Source organism: Allobosea sp. 01N443 (assembly GCF_056399325.1).
Map to the genome: position 1 here is coordinate 69799 of NZ_JBFTRC010000005.1, position 23256 is coordinate 93054.

Annotated in this window: 19 protein-coding genes; 8 read left to right on the forward strand and 11 right to left on the reverse strand. The window is 65.0% G+C overall.

What is annotated here, in order from left to right:
* Nucleotides 1–18: 18 nt before the first annotated feature.
* From AC1DRP_RS03055 to AC1DRP_RS03070, 4 genes are all read right to left on the reverse strand, one after another.
* Nucleotides 19–570, reverse strand: a complete 552-nt coding sequence (locus tag AC1DRP_RS03055; protein WP_441505044.1) for an NADPH-dependent FMN reductase — start codon at nucleotides 568–570, stop codon at nucleotides 19–21.
* 124 nt (nucleotides 571–694) lie between these two features.
* Entirely contained in the window at nucleotides 695–3850 is a 3156-nt protein-coding gene (locus tag AC1DRP_RS03060) for an efflux RND transporter permease subunit (protein ID WP_476767769.1), read from the reverse strand.
* Complete coding sequence (locus AC1DRP_RS03065) at nucleotides 3847–5004, reverse strand: efflux RND transporter periplasmic adaptor subunit (protein WP_476767770.1); 1158 nt, start codon at nucleotides 5002–5004, stop codon at nucleotides 3847–3849. Before AC1DRP_RS03065 ends, AC1DRP_RS03060 begins: the two co-directional genes overlap by 4 nt.
* Nucleotides 5005–5166: 162 nt before the next feature.
* Nucleotides 5167–5763 (reverse strand): TetR/AcrR family transcriptional regulator, encoded by a 597-nt coding sequence (locus tag AC1DRP_RS03070; RefSeq protein ID WP_441505042.1) that lies wholly within the window; start codon nucleotides 5761–5763, stop codon nucleotides 5167–5169.
* 636 nt (nucleotides 5764–6399) lie between these two features.
* Between AC1DRP_RS03070 and AC1DRP_RS03075 the strand changes: the two genes are divergently transcribed.
* Nucleotides 6400–6624: a hypothetical protein gene (locus AC1DRP_RS03075; protein WP_441491953.1), complete on the forward strand. Its 225-nt coding sequence runs from the start codon at nucleotides 6400–6402 to the stop codon at nucleotides 6622–6624.
* A gap of 58 nt (nucleotides 6625–6682) precedes the next feature.
* Here the strand turns inward: AC1DRP_RS03075 and iolB are convergent, their stop codons facing one another.
* From iolB to AC1DRP_RS03100, 5 genes are read right to left on the reverse strand one after another with little or no spacing between them, the layout of a single operon-like run.
* Entirely contained in the window at nucleotides 6683–7483 is an 801-nt protein-coding gene (gene iolB / locus AC1DRP_RS03080; protein ID WP_441505041.1) for a 5-deoxy-glucuronate isomerase, read from the reverse strand.
* A gap of 14 nt (nucleotides 7484–7497) precedes the next feature.
* Nucleotides 7498–8397 carry a myo-inosose-2 dehydratase gene (gene iolE, locus AC1DRP_RS03085; RefSeq protein ID WP_441505040.1) on the reverse strand — a complete coding sequence of 300 codons (900 nt, stop codon included), beginning with the start codon at nucleotides 8395–8397 and terminating at the stop codon, nucleotides 7498–7500.
* 19 nt (nucleotides 8398–8416) lie between these two features.
* Complete coding sequence (gene iolD, locus AC1DRP_RS03090; RefSeq protein ID WP_476767771.1) at nucleotides 8417–10255, reverse strand: 3D-(3,5/4)-trihydroxycyclohexane-1,2-dione acylhydrolase (decyclizing); 1839 nt, start codon at nucleotides 10253–10255, stop codon at nucleotides 8417–8419.
* A 10-nt stretch (nucleotides 10256–10265) separates the two neighbouring features.
* A complete protein-coding gene (locus AC1DRP_RS03095) occupies nucleotides 10266–12170 on the reverse strand; it encodes a bifunctional 5-dehydro-2-deoxygluconokinase/5-dehydro-2-deoxyphosphogluconate aldolase (RefSeq protein ID WP_476767772.1) in 1905 nt (634 codons plus the stop codon).
* Nucleotides 12171–12189: 19 nt separating this feature from the next.
* The gene (locus AC1DRP_RS03100; protein ID WP_476767773.1) at nucleotides 12190–13056 is read right to left on the reverse strand and encodes a MurR/RpiR family transcriptional regulator; all 867 of its coding nucleotides are present in this window, start codon (nucleotides 13054–13056) and stop codon (nucleotides 12190–12192) included.
* A 114-nt stretch (nucleotides 13057–13170) separates the two neighbouring features.
* Here AC1DRP_RS03100 and AC1DRP_RS03105 point away from each other — a divergent pair, with 114 nt between their 5' ends.
* From AC1DRP_RS03105 to AC1DRP_RS03130, 6 genes are all read left to right on the forward strand, one after another.
* Nucleotides 13171–13971: an SDR family oxidoreductase gene (locus AC1DRP_RS03105; protein WP_476767774.1), complete on the forward strand. Its 801-nt coding sequence runs from the start codon at nucleotides 13171–13173 to the stop codon at nucleotides 13969–13971.
* A gap of 34 nt (nucleotides 13972–14005) precedes the next feature.
* Complete coding sequence (iolG, locus tag AC1DRP_RS03110) at nucleotides 14006–15010, forward strand: inositol 2-dehydrogenase (protein WP_441505035.1); 1005 nt, start codon at nucleotides 14006–14008, stop codon at nucleotides 15008–15010.
* Between the two features lie 2 nt (nucleotides 15011–15012).
* On the forward strand, nucleotides 15013–15813 hold the full coding sequence (locus tag AC1DRP_RS03115; protein WP_476767775.1) for an inositol monophosphatase family protein: 801 nt from the start codon (nucleotides 15013–15015) through the stop codon (nucleotides 15811–15813).
* Nucleotides 15814–15882: 69 nt separating this feature from the next.
* The gene (locus AC1DRP_RS03120; protein WP_441491944.1) at nucleotides 15883–16923 is read left to right on the forward strand and encodes an ABC transporter substrate-binding protein; all 1041 of its coding nucleotides are present in this window, start codon (nucleotides 15883–15885) and stop codon (nucleotides 16921–16923) included.
* A gap of 34 nt (nucleotides 16924–16957) precedes the next feature.
* Nucleotides 16958–19159 carry an ABC transporter permease gene (locus tag AC1DRP_RS03125; RefSeq protein ID WP_441505033.1) on the forward strand — a complete coding sequence of 734 codons (2202 nt, stop codon included), beginning with the start codon at nucleotides 16958–16960 and terminating at the stop codon, nucleotides 19157–19159.
* A 15-nt stretch (nucleotides 19160–19174) separates the two neighbouring features.
* Nucleotides 19175–20239, forward strand: a complete 1065-nt coding sequence (locus AC1DRP_RS03130) for an ABC transporter ATP-binding protein (RefSeq protein WP_441505032.1) — start codon at nucleotides 19175–19177, stop codon at nucleotides 20237–20239.
* A 172-nt stretch (nucleotides 20240–20411) separates the two neighbouring features.
* On the opposite strand, the gene AC1DRP_RS03135 is transcribed toward AC1DRP_RS03130, so the two are convergent.
* Together AC1DRP_RS03135 and AC1DRP_RS03140 are read right to left on the reverse strand one after the other, a co-directional pair.
* Complete coding sequence (locus AC1DRP_RS03135; RefSeq protein ID WP_476767777.1) at nucleotides 20412–21005, reverse strand: SCO family protein; 594 nt, start codon at nucleotides 21003–21005, stop codon at nucleotides 20412–20414.
* A gap of 32 nt (nucleotides 21006–21037) precedes the next feature.
* Entirely contained in the window at nucleotides 21038–21214 is a 177-nt protein-coding gene (locus AC1DRP_RS03140) for a hypothetical protein (protein WP_441491941.1), read from the reverse strand.
* Nucleotides 21215–21536: 322 nt separating this feature from the next.
* Between AC1DRP_RS03140 and AC1DRP_RS03145 the strand changes: the two genes are divergently transcribed.
* Nucleotides 21537–22739: a BaiN/RdsA family NAD(P)/FAD-dependent oxidoreductase gene (locus tag AC1DRP_RS03145; RefSeq protein ID WP_441505119.1), complete on the forward strand. Its 1203-nt coding sequence runs from the start codon at nucleotides 21537–21539 to the stop codon at nucleotides 22737–22739.
* Nucleotides 22740–23256 lie beyond the last annotated feature (517 nt).

Below are 23256 nucleotides of genomic sequence, written 5' to 3' on the forward strand. Positions count from 1 at the left end.
TTTCCCAGAAAGGGCGCCTCAGGCTGAGTGCTTCTTCACCCAGGCGACATAGGCATCCATCCAGCCTTGCAGGAAAGCCCGGCTGGAATCACCGATCTCGCCGCTCTCGGTGAACAACCCATCCTTGGCCTGGATGAAGACTTCCGGCTGTCCGAGCGTCGGCATGTCGAGATAGGCGAGGACATTGCGCAGATGCTGCTGCGCAATCGCTGTTCCGATAGCGCCGACCGACACGCCGAGAACACCGGCCGGCTTGCCGACCCAGGCACTCTGCCCATAGGGCCGCGAGGCTTGATCGATCGCGTTCTTCAGCACGCCGGGGATGGAGCGGTTATACTCGGCAGTGACGAAGATGACGCCCTGGGAGCCGGTGATTTCAGCCTTCAGTCGCTTCACGACCGGGGCCTGGTTCGCGTCGTCATCCTGATTGTAGAGCGGCAGATCGCCGATCGCGACCTGATGAAACCTGAATTCGGGCGGGGCGAGTTTGGCGATGGCCGTGGCAAGCTTGCGATTGAAGGAATCGCGACGAAGGCTGCCGATCACGACGGCAATTCTGAATTCGCTCATGGTGTGTCCCATCACATCGTGCTGGTTGCGGCGTCGAGCCTAGTGCCCGACACCCGATTTGTCGCGCGCGATCATCCCGGCCGCGCGCCACGTGAGCGAGGTGGATACGAGACCGGTCCGAGGTTCAGATCKAGCTTCCCGCCTTCTCCGCCGTCACCCCGACTTTCGCCGCCGACCCTGCATCCTTGGCCGGGCGAGGGTCGCGCCAGTCGATGAGCCGGTAGAACATCGGGATGAAGAAGGTGGCGATGAAGGTCGCCGCCAACATGCCGCCGATCACGCCCGTGCCGATCGAGTGCCGGCTCGCGGAGCCCGCTCCGCTGCTGATCGCGAGCGGAACGACGCCGAGAATGAAGGCGAGCGAGGTCATCACGATCGGCCGGAAGCGCAGCCGCGCTGCTTCGAGCGAGGCCTCGGCGGCACTCATGCCCTCCTGCCGCACCAGAACGGCGAATTCGACGATCAGGATGGCATTCTTGGCGGCCAGACCGATCAGCGTGACAAGGCCGATCTGGAAGTAGACGTCGTTGGTCAGGCCGCGGAGCCAGACCGCGAGCAGCGCCCCGAACAGCGCGAATGGAACCGCGAGAATGACCGCCAGCGGCAGGGTCCATTTCTCGTACTGCGCGGCGAGGATCAGGAACACCATGATGATGCCGAAGATCATGGCCTGCGAGCCGGTCCCGCTGGTGGCGAGCTCTTGATAGGCCGAGCCCGTCCAGGCGATCTGGAAGCCCTGCGGCAACTCGCGCGCCACCTCCTGCATCGCAGCGATCGCCGCGCCCGATGTGTATCCGGGCGCCGGATTGCCCATCACCTTGGCCGCGGCAAAGGCGTTGAAGCGCTCGAACTGGTCGGGGCCGGCGACGCGCACGGCTTTCACCAGCGTATCGAGCGGCACCATCTTGTTGTTGCTCGAGCGCACGAAAACCTGCTTGAGATCCTTCGGTGCCTGACGGAAAGCGGCCTCCGACTGCAGGTTGACGCGGTAGTTGCGCCCATAGAGCGTGAAGTCATTGACGTAGAGGCTGCCGAACGTGCTTTGCATCGTCTCGAAGACGGAGCTGATCGGCACGCCGAGCGCCTTGGCCATGTCGCGGTCCAGGTCGAGCCGGTACTGCGGAACGCCGGTGTCGAAGGTCGTGCGCACGCCGGCCAGTTCGGGACGTTTCGAGGCGGCTTCGACCAGTTGTGCGGTGGCGGCGGAGAGCGACTGGACGCCGCCTCCGGTGCGATCCTGCACATAGAGTTCGAACCCGCCCGTGGTGCTCAACCCGCTGATCGGCGGCGGATTGAAGAACAGGACCATGGCGTCCTTGATCCCGATATTCATGCCGGTGAACGTCTTGACCAGGTTGCGCGCATCGAGGTCCGGGGTTCGGCGCTCGCTCCAGTCCTTCAGCGTCACGAAGGTCGTGGCGGCGCTGGTCCGCTCGCTTCCGGAGAGAAGGTCGAACCCCGAAATGGCGAAGACGTTTTCGACAGCCGGGTGCTTGCCGATATTGGTCGCAGCCTCATCCATCACCGCCACGGTGCGGTTCAGCGAGGCGGCCGGAGGCAGGATGGCCACCCCGAGCAGCACGCCCTGGTCTTCGTCTGGAACCAGCGAGCCCGGAATGGTCCGGAACAGGATGCCGGTGCCGGCGATGAGCACGGCGAAGAGCACAAGGCCGATGGCGAAGCGTTTGACCAGGAAGCCGACGCCGGAGACGTAGCCGTTCGTCAGCTTGTCGAAGAAGCGGTTGAACAGCCGGAACGGCAATGCCGGCTCCTGATGGCCCGGTTTCAGGATCAGCGCGCACAAAGCCGGAGTCAGGGTCAGCGCGACGATGCCCGAGATCGTGACCGACAGTGCGATCGTGACCGCGAACTGCTTGTACATCGCGCCGGCCAACCCGCCCATGAACGACACGGGGATGAAGACCGCGCACAGCACCAGGACGATCGCGATGACCGGCCCGGTGACTTCGCTCATCGCCTTGATCGAAGCCTCTCGCGGCGACAGGTGCTCGGTCGCCATGATGCGCTCGACATTCTCCAGAACCACGATCGCGTCGTCGACGACGATGCCGATGGCGAGGACGAGGCCGAACAGGGTGAGCAGGTTGATCGAGAAGCCGAACATGTACATGCCGGCAAAGGTGCCGATGATCGAGATCGGCACCGCGATGACCGGGATGAGCGTGGCCCGGAAGTTCTGCAGGAAGAGGAAGACGACGAGGATGACCAGGACGATGGCCTCGACGAAGGTCTTGACCACCTCCTCGATCGAGACCTGGATGAACTTCGTCGTGTCGTAGGGAATGCTGTAGGCCATGCCCTCCGGGAAGGACTGCTTCAGCTCGTCCATGCGGCTCTTGAGCGCCTCCATGGTCGAGAGCGCGTTCGCTCCCGTCTGAAGATAGACCGCAAGGGGCACCGCAGGCTTGCCGTTGAGCTTGCTGTCGACGGTATAGCTGGCCGAGCCGAGCTCGACCCGCGCCACATCCCTGAGCCTGAGCGTCGCCGCGTTGATGTCGGAGCGCAGGATGATGTTGCCGAACGCCTCGGCATCCGGGAGACGCCCCTGGGTCGTGGCGGAATAGGTGAAGGGGGTCGATGGGTCGTTCGGCTCATCGCCGAAGCGGCCGGCTGCAAACTGGGCATTCTGTTCGCGAATGGCTGCCGCGACATCGGTGGTCGTCAGGCCGTAGCGGGCGAGCTTGTCGGGGCTCAGCCAGATCCGCATCGAGTAGTCGCGTTGGCCGAGCAATGCCGCGTCACCGACGCCAGGAATGCGCTTCAGATCGTCAATGACGTTCAGCAGGGCATAGTTGCCGACATAGGTCGTGTCGAAGCGGTCGTTCTCCGAATACATCGCCACGAGGCCGAGGATGGAGGTCGAGCGCTGGCTGACCGTCACGCCGAGCCGGGTGACCTCTTGCGGCAAGGTCGGCGTCGCGCGCTGGACGCGATTATTGACGTTGATCGTGGCCTGATCGGGATCGGTGCCCTGAGCGAATGTCACCGTCAGCGACATCTGGCCGCTGCTGGAGTTCGAGGACTGCATGTAGAGCATGCCCTCGACGCCGTTGATCTGCTGCTCGAGCGGCGCTGCCACCGTCTGCGCGATCGTCTCGGCGCTGGCGCCGGGATAGGTGGCGCTGACGACGATCTGCGGCGGCGTCAGCTCGGGATATTGCGCGATCGGAAGCGCCCGGATCGCGACGAGGCCGGCAAGCACGATGACGATCGAGATAACGGCGGCGAAGACGGGCCTGTCGATGAAGAAGCGATTCATGGCTTGGCAGCTCCGGGCGCCGCGGCGGCAATACTGACCGGCGCGCCGGGACGAACCTTGATGATCCCCTCCGTGATCAGCTTGTCGCCGGGCTTGAGGCCCGAGGTGACGATCCAGCCGTCGGCGACCTGACGTCCGAGTACGACGGGGCGGGCTTCGRCCTTCCCCTGGCTGTCGACCGTGTAGACGAACTGTCCGCGCGGTCCCTGCGAGACGGCCGCCTGCGGAACGACGATGGCGTCGTTGAGCACGACCCCCATCACGATCGCGCGCAGGAACTGGCCGGGCAGCAGGCGATGCTCGGGATTGGGGACAACGGCACGCAGCCGCAGCGTCCCGGTTTCCGGATCAAGGCCGGAGGAGGCGAAATCGATGACGCCGGGCTGCGCATAGACGCGGCCATCGCCGTAGGTGAGCTTGACCGAGAGGACCTCCCCGGCACGCTCCCAGATGCCCTGTGCCTCGAGCAGGGCCCTGACCTCGGCCACTTCGCTCTCGCTGGAGTTGAAGATGACGTAGACAGGGTCGAGCTGGGTGATCTTGGTGAGCAGGCTGCTGTCACCCGTGGTGCCGATCAGGCTGCCCTCGGGCAACTCCTCGCGGCTCGTGACCCCACTGATCGGCGCCCTCACATTGGTGTAGCCGAGATTGAGTTCCGCGACGTTCAGGTCGGCGTGAGCGACGGCGACCGAAGCCGTTGCGAGTTCCTTGGCGGAGAGGGCGTCATCGCGCGCCTTTTCCGTGCCGGAGCCGGTCAGGGCCAGCCGCGTATAGCGCTCGGCATCACGCGTCGCCTGGGCGAGCTGTGCCTCCGCCTGCTGGAGCTGTGCCTTGGCCTTGGCGACGTCCGCTTCGTAGCGCCTCGGGTCGATTTCGAAGAGGATGTCGCCAGCCTTGACCTCGGCGCCCTCGACGAAGTTCCGCTTCAGCAGAATCCCACCAACCTGGGCCCGGACCTGAACCTCCCGCGAGGCCTCGACGCGTGCGGCATACTCGAATGTCAGCGGCACCTTGCCGGCCTTGACCTCGACCACGGTCACTTGAGGCGGGGGCGCGGCCCCCTGCGCCTGGGCCAGGGTTGCTGCGCCAAGCAGCGGCCAGATGAAGGCAAGGCTGAAGAGCGCGAAACGGCGCCGCGGCGTGTAGGTGGTCATCCGTCGCATCCTTCCAGTGGTGCAGGTCGCGGCGCGGTCGCCGTCGGGGCATCGCGCAGTCTTCCATGAGCAAGGCCCGTATCCAACCACGAGCATTGCCCACCGGAAGCGCGGGCAGCCTTCATCGTCTTTGCGGGGGCATGAGGCAGGGGTGTCCTCCCTCTAGTCAGGCTTGGACAGGAATACGGCGACGAGATTCTCAAGGAAATGCTCCTGAAACTGTCCGCGATCCATCGGGCTCGCGGACAGGGATTGAACGAGGTCGGGCGCGGTCGAGGGCCAGAAGAATGCGCCGGCGAGAATCGAGAAGGCGATGAAGGGGTCGCTCGCATGCGTGACACCTTCGCGAACCGCCTGATCGAGAAGCGGTAAGAAGGCATCGAGCGCGGGACGAAGCAGGAGTTCCTTCAATGCGGCCAGTCGCGCCCCGCTCTCCCTCGCCTGCTGCGCGATGAAGAGGCCGAGTTCCGGGTGGCTGAAATGGAAAAGCACCGTCAGGCGGATGGCATCGGTCACTCGGTCCCTGAGCGGGCGTGTCTCGGCCGTCAGGCGTCGGATCTCGGCGTGCAGCTGCGTCGTATACGAGGCGACATGGTCGATGCTCGCGAGCCAGAGCCCCTCCTTGCCGCCAAAATGCACACGCACCAGCCCGGGGTCGACCTTGGCGGCCGCGGCCAGGCTGCGCAGATCTACGCTGTCATAGCCATGACGCGCAAAGGCGCTCGTCGCAGCGAGAAGCAAAGCCTCGCGGCCCGACATCTGGTCCTTGAGCCGCCGACCGCGAGGGCGCGGAGCCGGGCTGGGGGAAGTGGATCGCTCGGATCGGGGCATTGCTCGGGTGATAGTTATAAAATCTACAAGTGAGGATATTTCAACGTGACGCGGGACGCAAGGGCGCTCGCGATCGCCTGGTGATGGTCTTCCTCACGAGATCGTTACGCAAGGGAGATGCTGGACTGGCCAAGGGTCATGCCGGCCATGGCGTAATGTCGGCGGCCGCGCGCGACGACCCTCTCAGGCGAGTGCAAGTCGTGTTGGCCCGTAGCTTCCGCCGAAGGGCGGGAGTATCTGAAAAGAGACCCCAAGCCATCTTCAGCGATCCAGTCAGATGATCCTCTGGTATTTTACCGATGTTATGATTTATTTGTACTGTGAAAATCGTTCTCGGGGTCTTTGGGTCGTATATTTTGGAAGGGTCCCGACTTGCGGCGGATCTGTGATTGCCGATGGGGCCGGTCGCGGAATTCAGGGTTTCGGAATATCAAGTATTATTGAGAAATATCACGTCAGACTCTCTGAGAGAGGAGCAACGCAAGAATTAGAATGGCCAAAATACTAGGTGATTGGAACAAACATCAGGTAACGCTGTTCTGAATATCCAGCGGGGGGCTGGGCATGACCAAGGATAATGGCGGCGGGGAACGCATGATCTGGTCTGATCTGGCCGGGCAGATGGTCGCGATTTCTTCGCCGGAATGGTGCCACGAGCGGGATGTCGATTATCTGCTGTGGCTACCCTCGCTGGAACGGGGCCGGGTGCTGCGTGGATATCCCCCGGAGATCGCCGAGCGTCTCTGCGCCGATATCGAACGCTTGCGGGAAATCCGGAAACGCCGCTGAGCGCCGGGGCATCGCAAAGCGGCGGATTGCACTCGCGCGACCCGCCGCGCCTGACCGTTCAGGGCTTGACGATCCACTCATGGGCCGGATCGTTGGCGAACTTCCAAACCCGCTTCGGACCCGCCATCACGTTGAGATAATAGAGCTCGTAGCCGTGCGGTGCTGCGACCGGATGATAGCCCCTTGGCACCAGCACGACATCGCCGTCCTCGGCGCAGAGCGTCTCATCGAGCGAACGGTCGTCGGTATAGACGCGCTGCAGCGCAAAGCCCTGGGGCGGCGAGAGCCGGTGGTAATAGGTCTCCTCCAGCAGCGATTCCTGCGGCAGCCTGTCCTGGTCGTGCTTGTGCGGCGGATAGCTCGACCAGTTGCCTGACGGGGTGATCACCTCGACGACGAGCAGCCCTTCGGCGGGCTCGGTCTCCGGCAGGATATTGCGGACATGGCGGGTGTTCGTACCGCTGCCGCGCGTCATGCAGCCGACATCCCCTGGCGCGATCACCCGGGGTTTTGAACCCGGTTTTCCCGGCGCCGAGCAGATCGCCAGCTCGCAGGGGCCCTGCGCCGTCGCGGCAAAGCACAATCCGGCCGGTACATAGAGCGACCAGGGGTCGGGTTCGAACGGGGAGGACCGACCGCCAATGATGCCGAAATCGGTGCCCCCGGCCATGGCTGCGGCCTTTCCGGACAGCAGGACGACGCAGACCTCCCGGTCTCCGGTCTCCCGGTCAAGCACTTGGCCGTCGGCGAGCCGGTAGACTTCGAAGCCGACATGGCCCCAGCCGGCCGATTCCGGGGTGACATGATGGATGCGGCCGTCCTGATCTGGGGCGGATGGTTTGACGAGCAGCTTCGACATGGCGCATCCGGGCCTCAGACGAGCCCGGCCTCCTTCAGGCTGTGCTTGAGATGGGCGACGCCCTTCTTCGCATAGGTCAGCGGATGGGCCTTTTCCGGATCCTGCTCGGCTTCGACCACGACCCAGCCGGAATAGCCCGGCAATGCGCGGAACACGGCGGGGTAATCGACCATCCCGTCGCCCGGCACGGTATAGATGCCGAGATCGCTGCCCTTGCCGAGCACGGCATCAAGGAAGCTCCAGCCTTCCGCCGCGGCCTGCGCCATGACATGCGCGCGCACGTCCTTGGCGTGGACATGGCTGATCCGCTCGCGATAGCGCGCGGCGAGCGCGGCTGGGTCCGAGCCACCCCAGGTGGCATGGCCGGTGTCGAGCAGGAGATGCACGGCAGGGCCCGTCGCCGCCATGAAGGCGTCGATATCGGCTTCGCTCTGCACGATCGTGCCCATGTGGTGATGATAGACCAGCCGGACGCCTTCGCTCAGCGTGCGCTCGGCAACCTGCGTGATCCGGCGGCCGAACTCGGCCCAGTCCTGCGCGCTCATCACGGGGCGCTGCGAGAGCGGCTTCGAGCGGTCGCCATGGATCGCATTCGAGGTCTCGGCGAAGACCAGCACGGTCGAGCCCATGGCCTTGAGCAGATCGAGATGCGGCCGCAGATGGCGCATCTCCTCGTCGGCGTCGCGCTGAAGCAGTTCAGCTGAATACCAGCCCGAGATGCAGTCCATGCCGAAGGGGGCGAGAGCCGCCTTCAGGGCTGCCGGCTGCCGTGGGAACTTGTGACCAAGCTCCATGCCGGTGAAGCCGGCTTCACGCGCCTCGGCGAGGCAGGTTTCGAGCGATGTCGCGCCGCCGATCTCCTGGAGATCGTCATTCGACCAGCCAATCGGGTTGGCACCAATTCGGATGGGCATGGATAAGTGTCCTTCGGGATCAGGGGCGTGACTTCAGCGCGGTCTCATAACGCTCACGCGCCTGCCGGACTTCGGCGCGCGCGGAGGTTGCCGGCACCGCGACATCCCACCAGTGGCCGCCGGCATCGGTCGAGGCGAGCGGGTCGGTATCGATCACCACGACGGTGGTGCACGCATGCGCGCGGGCTGCACGCAGCGCTTCGTCCAGTTCGGCGAGGCTGCCGACCTTCGCGGCGACGGCACCGAGTGAAGCGGCATGCGCGGCAAAATCGATTGCGGGCAGCGTCTCGTGGCGGGTGTCGCGCAGCAGGTTGTTGAAGGAGGCGCCGCCCGTCGCATTCTGTAGCCGGTTGATGCAACCGTAGCCGCGATTATCGAGCAGGACGATCGTCAGCTTCAGGCCGAGCATCACCGAGGTTGCGATCTCGGAGTTCATCATCAGATAGGAGCCGTCGCCGACCATGACGACGACCTCGCGGCTCGGATCGGCCATCTTGACGCCGAGCCCGCCGGCGATTTCGTAGCCCATGCAGGAATAGCCGTATTCCATGTGGTAGCCGCCGGGCGCGCCGGCCTGCCAGAGCTTGTGCAACTCGCCGGGCAGTCCGCCGGCGGCGCAGAGCACGACATCGGACGGCTCGCTCCAGCGCTGCACGGCGCCGATCACCTGCGCATCGCTCGGCAGGGGCTGGTTGCCGGGATCGGTGTAGCGCGCGGCGAGGCCAAGCCAGGTCTTGCCCTCGGATTCCGCCCGCTCCGTCCATGCCGCCGGAGCGCGATGTCCCGCCAGTGCGGTAGCCAGCTCGGAGAGGCCGGCCAGGGCATCGCAGACCAGCGGAAGCGCGCGGTGCTTGCCGGCATCGAAGGCCTGCGTGTTCAGCCCGACGATCCGGCAGGCCGGGTTGGCGAAGAGTGCCCAGGAGCCGGTGGTGAAATCCTGCAGCCTCGTGCCGACGGCCAGGACCAGATCGGCCTCGCGCGCCAGCGCATTGGCGGCGGCCGTGCCGGTGACGCCGATGGCGCCGAGATTGAGCCTGTGGGTTGCCCCGAGGCTGCTCTTGCCGGCCTGCGTCTCAGCGGCGGGAATGCCGTGCGCCTCGCAGAATTCGGCGAGCGCGGCTTCGGCCTCGCTATAGAGTACGCCGCCGCCGGCAATGACGAGTGGTTTCTTCGCCGCCTTGAGCAGTCTGACGGCCTCGACCAGCTCCTGCTCGTCCGGGCGTGGGCGGCGTGGCGTCCAGAGCCGCTCGGCAAAGAAACTCTCGGGATAGTCATAGGCTTCGGCCTGCACGTCCTGGCAGAGCGCCAGCGTCACCGGCCCGCATTCGGCCGGATCGGTCAGGACGGCCATGGCCCGCTCGAAGGCCGGCATCAGCTGCTCCGGCCGTGTCAGCCGGTCGAAATAGCGCGAGACCGGGCGAAAGCAGTCATTGGCGGAGACCGTGCCGTCGCCGAAATCCTCGATCTGCTGCAGCACCGGGTCCGGCAGGCGCCCGGCAAAGACATCGCCCGGCAACAGCAGCAGCGGCAGGCGGTTGACATGCGCGACGGCGGCGGCCGTGACCATGTTGGTGGCACCGGGTCCGATCGAGCTCGTCACCGCCATCATCTGGCGCCGGCGCGAAGCTTTGGCGAAGGCGATAGCAGCATGCGCCATGGCCTGCTCGTTATGGGCGCGATAGGTCGGCAGCGTGTCGCGAGCGGCATGCAGCGCCTCTCCGAGCCCGGCGACATTACCGTGCCCGAAGATGGCCCAGACGCCCGCGAAGATCKGCACGGTCTTGCCGTCGATCACCGTCTTCTGTGCCTGCATGGCGCGTGTCAGCGCCTGCGCCATGGTGAGGCGGATCGTACCCATTGGGAGTTCCTCAGCGTTCCTGCCAGGCTGCGACCAGCCTGGCGAAGCGTTCTGCCATCATCGTCGTTGCGGCCTCATCGTCGAGTCCGCCGGCAAGCCAGCCGCGCGCCGCTTCACCGAAAATCGTGCGGCCGACGGCGAATCCCTTGACCGATGCCGAGCCCTGCGCTGCCCGGAAGGCCTGCGCGACCGTCTCTTCCGGCGCGTCGAGCCCGAGCAGCAACACGCCGCGGCAATAGGGGTCATGGCCCGCGATGACCGCATCGATCTCGCGCCATGCGGCCGGGGAGGGCTGGCCCTCGAGCTTCCACCAGTCGGGCTTGATGCCGATGGCGTAGAGTCGCGTCATCACCCGAGCAACCGTGTCGTCAGCAACCGGTCCGTGCTTCGAGGCAATGATCTCGACCAGCAATTCCCGCCCGACCTKTCGACAGGCGAGGGCGACGCGCTTCAGTACCTGCTCCTGCGCACTCCTGAGAGCCTCGGGGTCATCCGGATGGTAGAAGCACAGGCATTTGGCGACATGGCTGACCGGCCACTCGGCCAGGGTGGCGCCGAGAGACCCTGTCGCGTCGGTCTCCAGCGCGAGTGGGCGCGAGCCGGGGAGTTCGAGGGGGCGGGCGATCCAGAAGCCGTGATCCTCCGCCCGGAACAGGGCTTCGCGGCCATGGATGCCGTCGACCAGCATGCCAAAGCCAGGGCGTCCTTCGGCGACCCGGGCGGCCGCCTTCACCGCAAGCGTCTTGAAATGGGTGATCCGCTCCTGCGGCACGCCTGCCGCGTCGGCCATCTCCTCGAGCTGCGCCCGATGATCGATGGCGAGCGCCATCACGCCCGCGGGCTGCGGCAGGCGCGTCGTCGCCCAATGCACATGGTTGATCTCGGCGTCCCGGCGCAGCGCCCGGTGCGGCGAACCATGAGCAAGGAAATATTGCAGCTCGGGGAAGGTCGGGCTTTCCGGCGAGCACAGCAGCCTGGAGACGGCGAAGGCGCCGCAGGCATTGGCAAAGGCGCAGCAGGTCGCAAGCGGCTCGTCGCGCAGCCAGCCGCGCAGGAAGCCGGACATGAAGGCGTCGCCGGCGCCGAGCACGTTGTAGACCTCGACCGGAAAGCCGGGGCCCTTGATTCCGTCTTCGAGCGAGGCGGGGATCGCGCCGGGAAATACCACGCAGCCCATCGGCCCGCGCTTGCAAACGATCGTCGCGGCGCTCAGGGACCGGATCGTGCGGATGGCCTGAAGCGTATCCTCCGAGCCGCCGGCGGCGTGGAGCTCTTCCTCCGTGCCGACGATCAGGTCGCAATCGGGCAGGATCGCCTGGAGATGCTCGGTCACCGTCTCGGAGCGGATATAGCGCTCCTCACCGGCCTGGTGCCCGGCAAGTCCCCAGAGATTGGGCCGATAGTCGACATCGAACACGACCTTGCGGCCATGCTTGCGGGCGAGCGCGATCGCCTTCTTCTGAGCCGCGGCGGCGTTGGGAATGGCGAAATGMGTGCCGGTGACGACGATCGCCCTGGCGGAGGCAATGAAGGCCTCGTCGATCTCGCTTTCCTGCAATGCGGCGTCGGCACAGTCGGTGCGGTAGAAGATCAGCGGGAAGGTCTTCTCGTCGCGGACGCCGAGGATGACGAGTGCGGTCAGCCGCTTGGGATCGGTGATCAGGCCGCTCGTCTCGACGCCCTCGCGCTCCAGCTGTTCGCGGATGAAGCGGCCCATCTGCTCGTCGCCGACGCGGGTGATCACGGCCGATTTCAGGCCCAGGCGCGCGGTGCCGATCGCGATATTGGTCGGGCAGCCTCCAACCGCTTTGACGAAACTGCCCATGTCTTCAAGCCGGCCGCCGATTTGCTGGCCGTAGAGATCGACCGAGGAGCGGCCAATCGTGATGACGTCGAGCTGAGGGGCGACGGGCATGGAGCTTCGGCCTTCCGCACTAACCTGCGAGATCGGGATCGGCGCTGACGCCGGCGTGTTCGGCAGTAGCGACCGCGAGCGCCATCGCCAGGGTGAAGCTGGCCGCCATCGAGCGGAATGCGCCGAAATCCGCCTCCGCGACATCGAGCCAGAGATCACAGTTTTCGGCGAGCGGGCTGAGCGGGCTGTCGGTCAGGGCCAACACCGGAATGCCGCGCTGATGGGCGGCGGCAGCGATCTCGACCGTGGCAGTGGTGTAGGGCGCGCAACTGATCGCCAGAATGGCGTCGGCTGGGCCGGCCAAGGCGGCCTGCTCCTGGCCGAGGCCGCCGACATGGTCGACCAGCACCGCCCTGATGCCGAGCTTGCCGAAGGCATAGGCGAGGTAGGACACCACCGGGAACATGCGTCGCGCGCCGACGAGGACGATGGTTTGCGCCCTGGCCAGCAAGGCAGCCGCCTCTTCCAGCTGGTCGGGCCTGACAGCCGCCCTGAGCTGGGCAAGCGACGCTTCGCTCGCCTGAATGAAGCCGTCGAGCAGGGCTGCGCCGCCCCCCGAGCCTGTTCCTGCCGTTCGCAGGGCTGCCAGGCGCGCGCGGTGATCGGCGGCATGCCGGCGCAGTCGCGAGCGAAACACCTCCTGGAGTTCGCTGAAGCCGGAATAGTCGAGCGCCTGTGCGAAACGCACCAGCGTCGAGGCCTGCACGCCGGCCTTCTCCGCGATCTGCGCGGTGGAGCCGAAGGCCATGTCGTCGAGATGGGCAAGCGCATGATCCGCGACTTGCTTCAGTCGCTTCGGCAGGGATGGCCGCCGTTCCCGCAGCAAAGCGACGAAACGGTCGAATTCCGGCCTGTCCGTGGGCTGAGGCTGTGATCCTGATGACATGCCGGTTCCGTTAAAGCGCCTTGACTTCAAGCGCTGATCGGCGGAATGTTTATTCCAAAATCAGACAAAGACAATCCATTCATATCAAAATTTCGCTGGGGAGCGTGGCGTCAGGTGTCAGGGAAGAACGAATTCGGTCGGGATCTGACCGGCAAGGCCGCCATCGTGACCGGTGGCAGCCAGGGGCTTGGCGAAGCCGTCGCCCGCGAGTTCCAGGCGCGCGGGATTGCTTCCCTGCTGCTGACCGGCCGCAATCGCGAGCGCGGCGAGGCCGTTGCCCGCGATCTTCGCAATGCTGGCTGCGATGTTCGTTTCCACGCCGCCGATCTTTCCGATCTCGATCAGGTCAAGTCAATCGTTCCGGCCGCCGAGGCGGCGTTCGGTCGTCTCGACATCCTGGTGAACGCCGCCGGCGACACGGATCGCGGCTCCATCCTGGAGACGACGCCCGAGCTCTATGAGCGCATCATGGCGGTCAATCTGCGTGCGCCCTTCTTTCTGATCCAGGGCGCCGCCGAGCTGATGTGCCGGCTCGGGATCGCGGGCGCCATCGTCAACATCCAGTCGATGTCAGCGCACGGTGGCCAGCCATTCCTGAGCGCTTACAGCGTCTCGAAGGGGGCGCTGGCGACGCTGACCCGCAACGCCGCCTTCGGGCTCATGCCGCACCGTATCAGGGTCAATGGTCTCAATATCGGCTGGATGGCGACGCCGGGCGAAGACGCGATCATGCGGTTGCGCCATGACGCGCAGGATGGCTGGCTCGATCAGGCCGCGGCGAGCCAGCCTTTCGGTCGCCTGCTCGATCCGCAAGAGGTCGCCCACGCCGTCGCCTATCTGGCCTCGGCCGAATCTGGTCTGATGACTGGCTCGAACATCGATTTCGACCAGACGATTCTTGGAGCGCGGCAGTAACGCTGCCGCAGCCACAGCCTTGACGACAGGACATATGACGATGCGCATGGGATTGCTGGGTGCCGGCCGGATCGGACGCATTCATGGGTTGAACCTTGCGGCGCGCAAGGACGCGACGCTGGTTTCGGTTGCGGACGCCTTTGCGGATGCGGCGGCCTCGCTGGCAGCCGAGACCGGCGCGACAGTTGCCAGTCTCGACGCGATTCTCGCCGACACGACGCTCGATGCGGTCCTGATCTGCACGCCGACCGACACCCATGCCGATCTGATCGAGGCCGCCGTCGCCTCCGGCAAGGCGGTGTTCTGCGAAAAGCCGGTCGATCTCGACGCCGAGCGCATCAGGGCATGCCTCAAGACCGTCGCCAAGACCGGCAGGCCGCTGATGATCGGCTTCAACCGGCGCTTCGACCCGAGCTTCGCTGCGCTCCAGAACCGCCTGCGGGCCGGAGAGGCGGGCGCGATCGAGATCGTCAGCGTGATCTCGCGCGACCCCTCGCCGCCGCCGGTCGACTATGTCAAGCGCTCGGGCGGCCTGTTCCGCGACATGATGATCCATGATTTCGACATGGCCCGCTTCCTCCTCGCCGAAGAGCCCGTCGAGGTCTTCGCGCTCGGTTCGGCGCTGGTCGATCCGGCGATCGGGCAGGCCGGCGATGTCGATACGGCTGCGGTTCTGATGCGCACGGCGTCAGGCAAGATCGCGCAGATCTCGAATTCGCGCCGCGCCAGCTATGGCTACGACCAACGCATCGAAGTCCATGGCTCGAAGGGCATGCTGCGGGCCGGCAATATCCACGAGACCACGGTCGAGATCGCAACCGGCGCCGGCTTCCGGGCTGACCCGGTGCAGAATTTCTTCCTCGAGCGTTATGCCGCCGCCTATCGCGCCGAACTCGATGCCTTCGTCGCCGCCCTGAAGGGCAAGACGGCGCCCCTGCCCTCCGGAGAAGATGGCCTGAAGGCACAGATCCTGGCCGATGCGGCGACCGAATCCGCTCGCAGCGGCAAGCCGGTCGCTGTCGATCTCGGGGCGATCTGATCATGACGCCCGCTGAACTCGATCTGCGCCAATATGCCGTGCTGGGCCTCGTCCAGCAGGCCGGCTTCATGGCGCTCGACTATTTCAACAAGAGCGAAAGCCTTGGCGTCACCATGAAGGGCGCCCAGGACTGGCTCACCGTCGCCGATGGTGCTGTCGAGGATTTCCTGCGGCAGCGCCTTGCCGTGATGTTCCCGCAGGATGCGATCATCGGCGAAGAGGGTGGCGGCGAAGCCTCGGACGCGGTCTGGATCATCGACCCGATCGACGGCACCTCGAATTTCGCCCGCGGCGACCGCAACTGGTGCATCTCGATCGGTTTTCTGCTGAACGGCGTTCCCGAAATCGGCATTCTCTCTGCGCCGGCGCTGGGCGAGATCTATGTCGGACGCAAGGGGCAAGGCGCGACCCTGAATGGCGAGGCGATCAAGGTGTCGGGGCAGACCGATATCAAGCGCGCCTATGTCGAACTGGGCTGGTCGACGCGCATCCCGGCCGAACGCTATGTCGCGATGATCGGGCGTGGCTACGCCGCAGGCGCCTCGGTGAAGCGCGGTGGCTCCGGCGCGCTCGGCCTGGCCCATGTCGMGAATGGCCGGACGGAGGCCTATGCCGAACTCCACATCAACGCATGGGATGTTGCGGCCGGTGTCGTGATCGCAGCCGAAGCCGGCGCCTATGTCAGCGATTTCTTCAGCGGGGACGGTATTGCCAAAGGCAACCCGATCCTGTGCTGCACGCCGGGGCTTCGCCGCGAACTCGAACAGGTCACGCAGATCGGGAGCCGGCAGGCGAACGATTGATCTTTGCCGGCAACACGTCACTATCAAGCCAATAACAAGACCAAGAACGACACGTAACGGGAGGATGACATGCAGGGATTTCAATGGCTCCGGACCGGGGTCCTGGCAGCGCTGGCCAGCGGGGCTGCTTTTGCGGCGGCCCCCGCACAGGCCCAGGGTGCACTCGTCATGTATTGCGGCGTCCAGGAGGAATGGTGCCGCGCCATGTCGACCGCGTTCGAGCGCGATACGGGGATCAAGGTCGCGATGACCCGCAAATCGGCGGGCGAGATCTATGCCCAGCTCAAGGCGGAATCGGCCAATCCGCGCGGCGATATCTGGTGGGGTGGCACGGGTGACCCCCATCTCCAGGCTGCCGAGGAAGGGCTGACCCTCGAATATGAATCGCCGGTCAACAAGGACCTTCACGACTGGGCGCTGTCGCAGTGGAAGGCGGCTCAGAAGCGCTCCGTCGGCATTTACGCCGGCGCTCTCGGCTTCGGCTTCAACACCCAGCAGATCAAGCAGAAGGGCCTGAACGAGCCGAAATGCTGGGCTGACCTGCTTGATCCGAAGCTCAAGGACGACGTCCAGGTCGCCGATCCGAACTCCTCGGGAACGGCCTATAACCTGCTTGCGACCGTGGTCCAGCTGATGGGCGAGGAGAAGGGCTTCGACTATCTCAAGAAGCTGCACAAGAACGTCAGCCAGTACACCAAGTCGGGCGCCGCCCCCGCCAAGGCCGCGAGCCTCGGCGAAACCGCCGTCGGCATCGTCTTCATCCACGACGCGGTCGTCTTCGCGGTCCAGGGAGATCCGATCAAGGCGGTCGCGCCTTGCGAGGGCACCGGCTACGAAATCGGCTCGATGTCGATCATCAAGGGCGCGCGCAATCTCGACAACGCCAAGAAGTTCTATGACTGGGCGCTGACCCCGGCGGCTCAGGCGCTGGCGGCTCCCGCCAAGTCCTATCAGGTCCCCTCCAACAAGAACTCGACGGTGCCTCCGCAGGCGCCGAAGATGTCCGAGATGAAGATGATCGACTACGACTTCGTCAAATACGGCTCGTCCGCGGAGCGGACGCGGCTGCTGACGAAGTGGGACAAGGAGGTCAAGGCGCTGCCGAAGTAATTTTCCGTCCAGCGCTCTGAAGAGATCCCCTGCGATGCGTCCTGCGACACGGCTCGTCCTGCTGCTCGGCTGGCTCGGCTATGCGGTCATTCCCTGGTACCTGCCTGACGGCGTCAGTCTCAGCCAGTTCGGCTGGCTCGCGGGGTATCCGTTCGGCAAGGTCGGCACGGCGCTCGCGCTGGCCCTGTCCGGAACGGCCCCCTGGCTGCTGCCGGTTGGCGTGGCGCTGCTGGCCGTGACGCTGCTGCTCGGCCGCAGCGAGAGTGCTGCGGTCGGCAGGACGCTGATCTGGGCGGGGCTGACCGGCATGGTCCTGTTCTTCGCGCAGGGCTTTGCCATCACGCTGCAGGGCCAGGGTATCCCCTGGCTCGCAGCGTTGCTCGGCGGCAACGGCGCGGCTCAGGGCGGCATGGGCTTCGGCGCCTTCCTGACGGTGCTTTCGCTCCTGCTGCTGCTCTGTCATGGGCTCGCCTATCGCGGCTTCTGCCGGGGCGACATCTTCACCACCAGCTCGATCGGCATCATCGTCCTGCTGATCGGGCTCTTCATCTTCTTCCCGGTGGCGACGATCCTGCAAAGCGCGCTTGTCGATCAGGCCGGCGCCTTCGCGCCGGGCATCTTCGTCGCGCGCCTGTTCGATTCCTCGATCTGGGGACTTGGCTGCGTCACCGCGAACACCAATTGCGGCGTCGCCTGGAACACGCTGATCCTTGCCGTGCTGACCGGCGTCATCACGACGCTGCTCGGGCTTGCCTGCGCGCTGCTCGTRCTGCGGACGCGCATGCCCGGCAAACGTGTGATGCGCGCGCTCACCGTGTTGCCGATCATCACGCCGCCCTTCGTCATCGGTCTCGCGCTGATCCTGCTCTTCGGCCGCTCCGGCGTGGTCTCCGGGCTGCTCTATGACTGGTTTTCGATTCCGCGCTCGCGCTGGATCTACGGGCTGCCCGGCGTGCTGCTGGCGCAGGTCCTGGCCTTCGCGCCGATCGCATTCCTCGTCCTGATCGGGGTCGTGCAGGGCATCAGCCCCAGCCTGGAGGAGGCCTCGCAGACGCTGGGCGCCAAGCGCTGGGCGACCTTCCGAACGGTGACCTGGCCGCTGCTCAAGCCCGGCCTCGCCAATGCCTTCCTGCTCGGCTTCGTCGAGAGCATGGCCGATTTCGGCAATCCGCTGGTGCTCGGCGGCAATTTCGAGGTGCTGTCGACCAAGATCTTCTTCGCCGTGGTCGGCGCCGCTCATAATCAGGGGCAGGCGGCGGTGCTCGCGATGGTGCTCCTCGTCTTCACGCTCGGCGCCTTCTGGGTGCAGCAGCGCTGGCTCGGCGGCAAATCCTATACGACCGTCACCGGCAAGGGTGATTCCGGCCTGCCGGCAAAACTGCCGAAGCCGGTCACCTTCGTCTCCGCACTGGTGATCGTGCCCTGGGTGGCGCTGACCTTCGTGATCTACGTGATCATCCTGATGGGTGGTTTCGTGAAGACCATGGGCCGCGACCACACGCCGACGCTGGAGCATTACCGCACCGGTTTCGCCATCGATTTCAGCCGTGGAATATTCTTCGAGGGTGCGGCGTGGGATTCGCTGTTCACGACGCTGAAGGTCGCGGCGATCTCGGCCCCGCTGACGGCGGTGCTCGGCCTGCTCACCGCCTATCTGTTGATGCGGCAGCAGTTCCGCGGCCGCCACGTGCTCGAATTCACCACCATGCTGAGCTTCGCCATCCCCGGCACGGTGCTCGGCGTCGCCTATATCCTCGCCTTCAACGTGCCGCCGGTCGAGATCACCGGGACCGGGCTGATCCTGATCATCGCCTTCGTCTTCCGGAACATGCCCGTCGGTGTCCGTTCCGGCATCGCCGGCTTGTCGCAGATCGACAAGAGCCTGGACGAGGCTTCGATCACCTTGCGGGCACGCAGCTTCACCACGCTCTGGCGCGTGGTGCTGCCCCTGCTGCGCCCTGCGCTCGTCTCCGCGCTCGTCTACAGCTTCGTGCGCAGCATCACCTCGGTCAGCGCGGTGATCTTCCTGGTCTCCGCCGAGTACAACCTGGCGACGGCCTATATCGTCGGGCGCGTCGAGGCCGGCGAGTTCGGGCTCGCCATTGCCTATTCCTCGGTGCTGATCGTGGTCATGGCCATTGGTATCGCCCTGATCCAGCTCGGCGTCGGCGAGCGCAAGCTCGGACGGCGCAGTGCGATCCCGCTCGCCACATCCGCCGCACAGCCCGTCAAGTAAGGAGCAGCACCTCTCATGGCCAAGGCGGGACCTGCCTCAGTCGAATTCCGCAATGTCAGCATGCGCTATGGCGCGGTGACTGCCGTCGACAATATCAGCTTCACGATCGAGCCGGGAAAGCTGGTGACACTGCTCGGCCCCTCCGGCTGCGGCAAGACCACGACCTTGCGCATGATCGCAGGGCTCGAGATCGCCAGCGAGGGGCAGGTCCTGATCGGCGGCAAGGATGTCACGCGGCTCTCGGCTGCCGATCGTGACGTCAGCATGGTCTTCCAGTCCTATGCGCTGTTTCCGCATATGAGCGTGCTGGAGAATGCCGCCTACGGGCCGCTGGTGAAGGGGCTCCCGAAGGCCGAGGCGCAGGACATGGCGCTGACCAAGCTCGCCCTCGTCGGCCTCAAGGGTTTTGAGAAGCGCTACCCGTCCGAGCTCTCGGGCGGACAGCAGCAACGCGTCGCCGTGGCGCGCGCGCTGGTGCTCGAGCCGCAGGTGCTGCTCTTCGACGAACCATTGTCGAATCTCGACGCCAAACTGCGCCGCAAGGTGCGGGAGGAGATCCGCGAGCTGCAGCAGAGCCTCAATCTGACGGTTGCCTATGTCACCCATGACCAGGAGGAGGCGCTCGCCGTCTCCGACCGCATCATCGTGATGTCGAATGCCCGGATCGCGCAGGAGGGCTCGCCCCGCGAACTCTATGAGGAGCCGGCCAACCCCTTCGTCGCCGACTTCATCGGCGATGCCAACATGGTCGCAGTCACGATCGCGGAGGTGTCCGAAGGCATCGCCGATGTGATGATCGGCTCCGCAAAGGTGAAATTGCCGGCGCGTGGCCTCGTGGCCGGGCCGGCCCGGGCGGCGATCCGGCCCGAAAGCCTGTTGATGGGACCTGCCTCCGGGCCGGGTCTGCGCGGCACCGTCCGCAAATGCGCCTATCTCGGCAACCACCTCGATCTGATGATCGAGACCGAGGTCGGCGAGCTCTTCGTCGTCCAGCCGGGTGGGCGCGATCTGCTGCCCTATGGCAGCGAGGTCGGGCTCTCCTTTGCAAATTCGGGCGTCACGCTCATTCCCCAGAGCTGAGCGGAAAGCGCGCCGCTCCTGTCGATTCAGCGGAGCAGAGGCCCCGCGCGGCTTGCCCGCCGGCTTCCTGCTCGCTTCGGCCCCACCCGTGGTCCGTGGGGGCGCCGGTGCTATCCCCTGGGGGCGCGAGCAAGACGAACCAAAGGCGCGCGGATTGCGCGCTATCGCAGCCTCACAGATGCCTGAGCCATTCCGCCGCCGCTTCCGCCGGCGGCCGCTCGATATTGAAGGCGCCGACGAAACCGCCCTTCTTGTCCATGAGATAGACGAGCGCGGTGTGATCCATTGTGTAATCGCCTTCCTTGAGCGGCACCTTCTTGGAGTAGGCACGATAGGCCTTGATCGTGGCGTCGATCGCGGCGCGGTCGCCGGTCRGGCCGACGATGCGCGGGTCGAAGCTGCCAAGATAGCTCTTCAGCACCTCCGGCGTGTCACGCTCAGGGTCGACGCTGATGAACAGCGCGCGCAGCTTTTCGCCCTTGGGGCCGGCGGCGCGCAGGGTCTCGGAAATCTCGAAGAGCTTGGTCGGGCAGATATCGGGGCAATGGGTGAAGCCGAAGAAGACGAGGAAGGGTGCGCCGCGCAGATCGACGTCGGTCAGCGGCTTGCCTTCAGCCGTCGTCAGCGTGAAGGGGCCGCCGACACTCGAGGTCGCGCTCTGGCCCTGACGCACCGGGCTGAAAGTCAGGATCGCGGCAGCCGCCAGGGCGACTGCGCCGGCCAGGAAGACCACGAGAGGCAGGATGAGGCGACGGTTCACAGGGATCCTCGAAAAAACTCGGACGGCGCAGGGGCGCCTCAGAAACAGGCAACGATGGCGGCGATGAGGCCGTCGGTGAAGAGCCGGTCGCCCTCGCGCCACCAGAGCAGCAGCCCGGTCAGCAGCAGCGCAAAAGCGCCGCCGCCGAGCAGCCATAGCCCGGTCCGCGAGGCCTCGGCCTCATGCTCGGCGGCTGTCTGGTCCGATTGCGTCATGACCGCGAGCATAGCCGCGCCAGGCTGAGGCCGGAAGCGGCAACCGTGACGCAGGGGGAGTGCAAGGAGACGAGAGCGGGCGATCGGGATCGAACGGGCGGTATTGGGCTTGGGGAGCAGTTCTATGACGTCGAATCTCTCTTCCTCGCTCCCAGGCAGAAAAGCTGACGGGAGCGCCGGGCACGAAAAACTCTCGATCGCAGTCCCACTGTTGATGGACGGTCGCGGATCATCTACCCGAAGCCGAGTGTAGCGCGATGTCATCCGGAATGCCGCGCAATGCCCGTCAGGGCTGGTCTGGGGCTAGCAGCATTCGATGCCAATTGAGCGTTTCGACACTGTCATCCTGGGCGCGGGTGCTGCTGGAATGATGTGCGCGATCCATGCCGCATCACGCGGCGGGCGTGTTCTCATCGTCGATCAGGCCAAAGCACCCGGCGAAAAGATCCGCATTTCAGGCGGGGGGCGCTGCAACTTCACCAATATCGGCACGAGCGCGCGGAATTTTCTGTCGAACAACCCGCATTTCGCAAAATCTGCGCTTGGCCGCTACACGCAGCATGATTTCGTTGCGTTGGTCGAAAAACACGGCATTGCCTATCACGAAAAGACGCTCGGGCAGCTCTTCTGCGATGATTCCGCCAAAGATATCATCGCAATGCTGATGGATGAGATGGCGCGCGCGGCATGCGAATTGCGCCTCAGAACCACACTGGAAAGCCTTGAGCGGGCGGATGACGGCTTTGCGATCACGCTTGCCGGCGATGGGGCTGCAAAAATTCGGTGCCGGCATTTTGTCGTCGCGTCCGGAGGAAAATCCATCCCGAAAATGGGGGCATCCAGCCTTGGCTATCAGATCGCCGGCCGGTTTGGTTTGGCGGTGACGGAAACGCGCCCGGCCCTGGTGCCGCTGACTTTCGGTGAAGATGTCCTTGCCGGGTTTCGCGAGATTGCCGGCGTCGCGGCGGATGCGCGGGTCTCGTGCGGCAAGACCACATTCGATGAGGCGATGCTGTTCACGCATCGCGGGCTGTCCGGCCCCGCGATTCTGCAGATCTCGTCGTACTGGCGCGAGAAGGAGCCGATCAGGATCGCGTTCCTGCCCACGCAGGACGTGTTCGCCGACTTGCGCGCTTCCAGACAGGAAAACGGCCGCAGAAGCATCGCAAATACGCTTGGTGATATTCTGCCGAAGCGATTGGCCGCCTATCTCGCAGATGCCCATGGTTGGACGGGACCCATCGGCGACGCAAGCGACAAGAAGCTGGCCGCGATCGCTTCGACCATTCAGGGCTGGGACGTCATGCCCATCGGATCGGAAGGATACCGGACCGCGGAGGTGACGCTCGGTGGTGTCGATACGTCCGGACTGAACTCACGGACGATGGAAGTAAGGACAGTCGATGGCCTGTACTTCATCGGTGAAGTGGTTGACGTCACCGGCTGGCTTGGCGGCTACAACTTCCAATGGGCGTGGTCATCAGGCTGGGCGGCAGGGACCGCCATCGCCGAACGCACCGGGTGAGATGCCTGTATGGCGCCAATGAAAATGAACGCCRACGTCCCCGGCCAGATCTCTCCGGAAAGTTCGAATGACCGGCACAGATCGAGAATGAGTGCTCTGACATATTGTCATTGGAAGGATTCGGAGCGGGCGATCGGGATCGAACCGACGACATTCAGCGTGGGCAACGTCATGAATTCGGCCATAGGACTCTGAGCTAGTAGGGTAGATCTGGCAGTTTTACGGCGAGGGACGGGATTCAGTCTCCCGAATTTTGTCGCTTGTCGCTTTGCGCCTTAATCTTGAGCATAAGCCGGTCCTTTGCCATCTGCGCAATCTGACGACGCTTTTCTGAGGCGCGGTCACTCTTCGAGCCACCCTTTACCTCAGCGATGGCGCCGGCGATGGGACTGTCAGGGATTTTGTGTCCGGGGCCATAGTGACGCCGATGGAGGGCGCTCATGGTCATCAAGAAGGACACACTGGATCAGTTGCTTGCGGGACGTGATCCGCGCGATGTTTTCGCCAAGGATGGGCT

Coding starts and splice junctions, on each gene's coding strand:
- AC1DRP_RS03055 (WP_441505044.1), bottom strand. CDS start 570: ATGAGCGAATTCAGAATTGCCGTCGTGATCGGCAGCCTTCGTCGCGAT.
- AC1DRP_RS03070 (WP_441505042.1), bottom strand. CDS start 5,763: ATGTCGGGCCGCGAGGCTTTGCTTCTCGCTGCGACGAGCGCCTTTGCG.
- AC1DRP_RS03075 (WP_441491953.1), top strand. CDS start 6,400: ATGACCAAGGATAATGGCGGCGGGGAACGCATGATCTGGTCTGATCTG.
- iolB (WP_441505041.1), bottom strand. CDS start 7,483: ATGTCGAAGCTGCTCGTCAAACCATCCGCCCCAGATCAGGACGGCCGC.
- iolE (WP_441505040.1), bottom strand. CDS start 8,397: ATGCCCATCCGAATTGGTGCCAACCCGATTGGCTGGTCGAATGACGAT.
- AC1DRP_RS03100 (WP_476767773.1), bottom strand. CDS start 13,056: ATGTCATCAGGATCACAGCCTCAGCCCACGGACAGGCCGGAATTCGAC.
- iolG (WP_441505035.1), top strand. CDS start 14,006: ATGACGATGCGCATGGGATTGCTGGGTGCCGGCCGGATCGGACGCATT.
- AC1DRP_RS03120 (WP_441491944.1), top strand. CDS start 15,883: ATGCAGGGATTTCAATGGCTCCGGACCGGGGTCCTGGCAGCGCTGGCC.
- AC1DRP_RS03130 (WP_441505032.1), top strand. CDS start 19,175: ATGGCCAAGGCGGGACCTGCCTCAGTCGAATTCCGCAATGTCAGCATG.
- AC1DRP_RS03140 (WP_441491941.1), bottom strand. CDS start 21,214: ATGACGCAATCGGACCAGACAGCCGCCGAGCATGAGGCCGAGGCCTCG.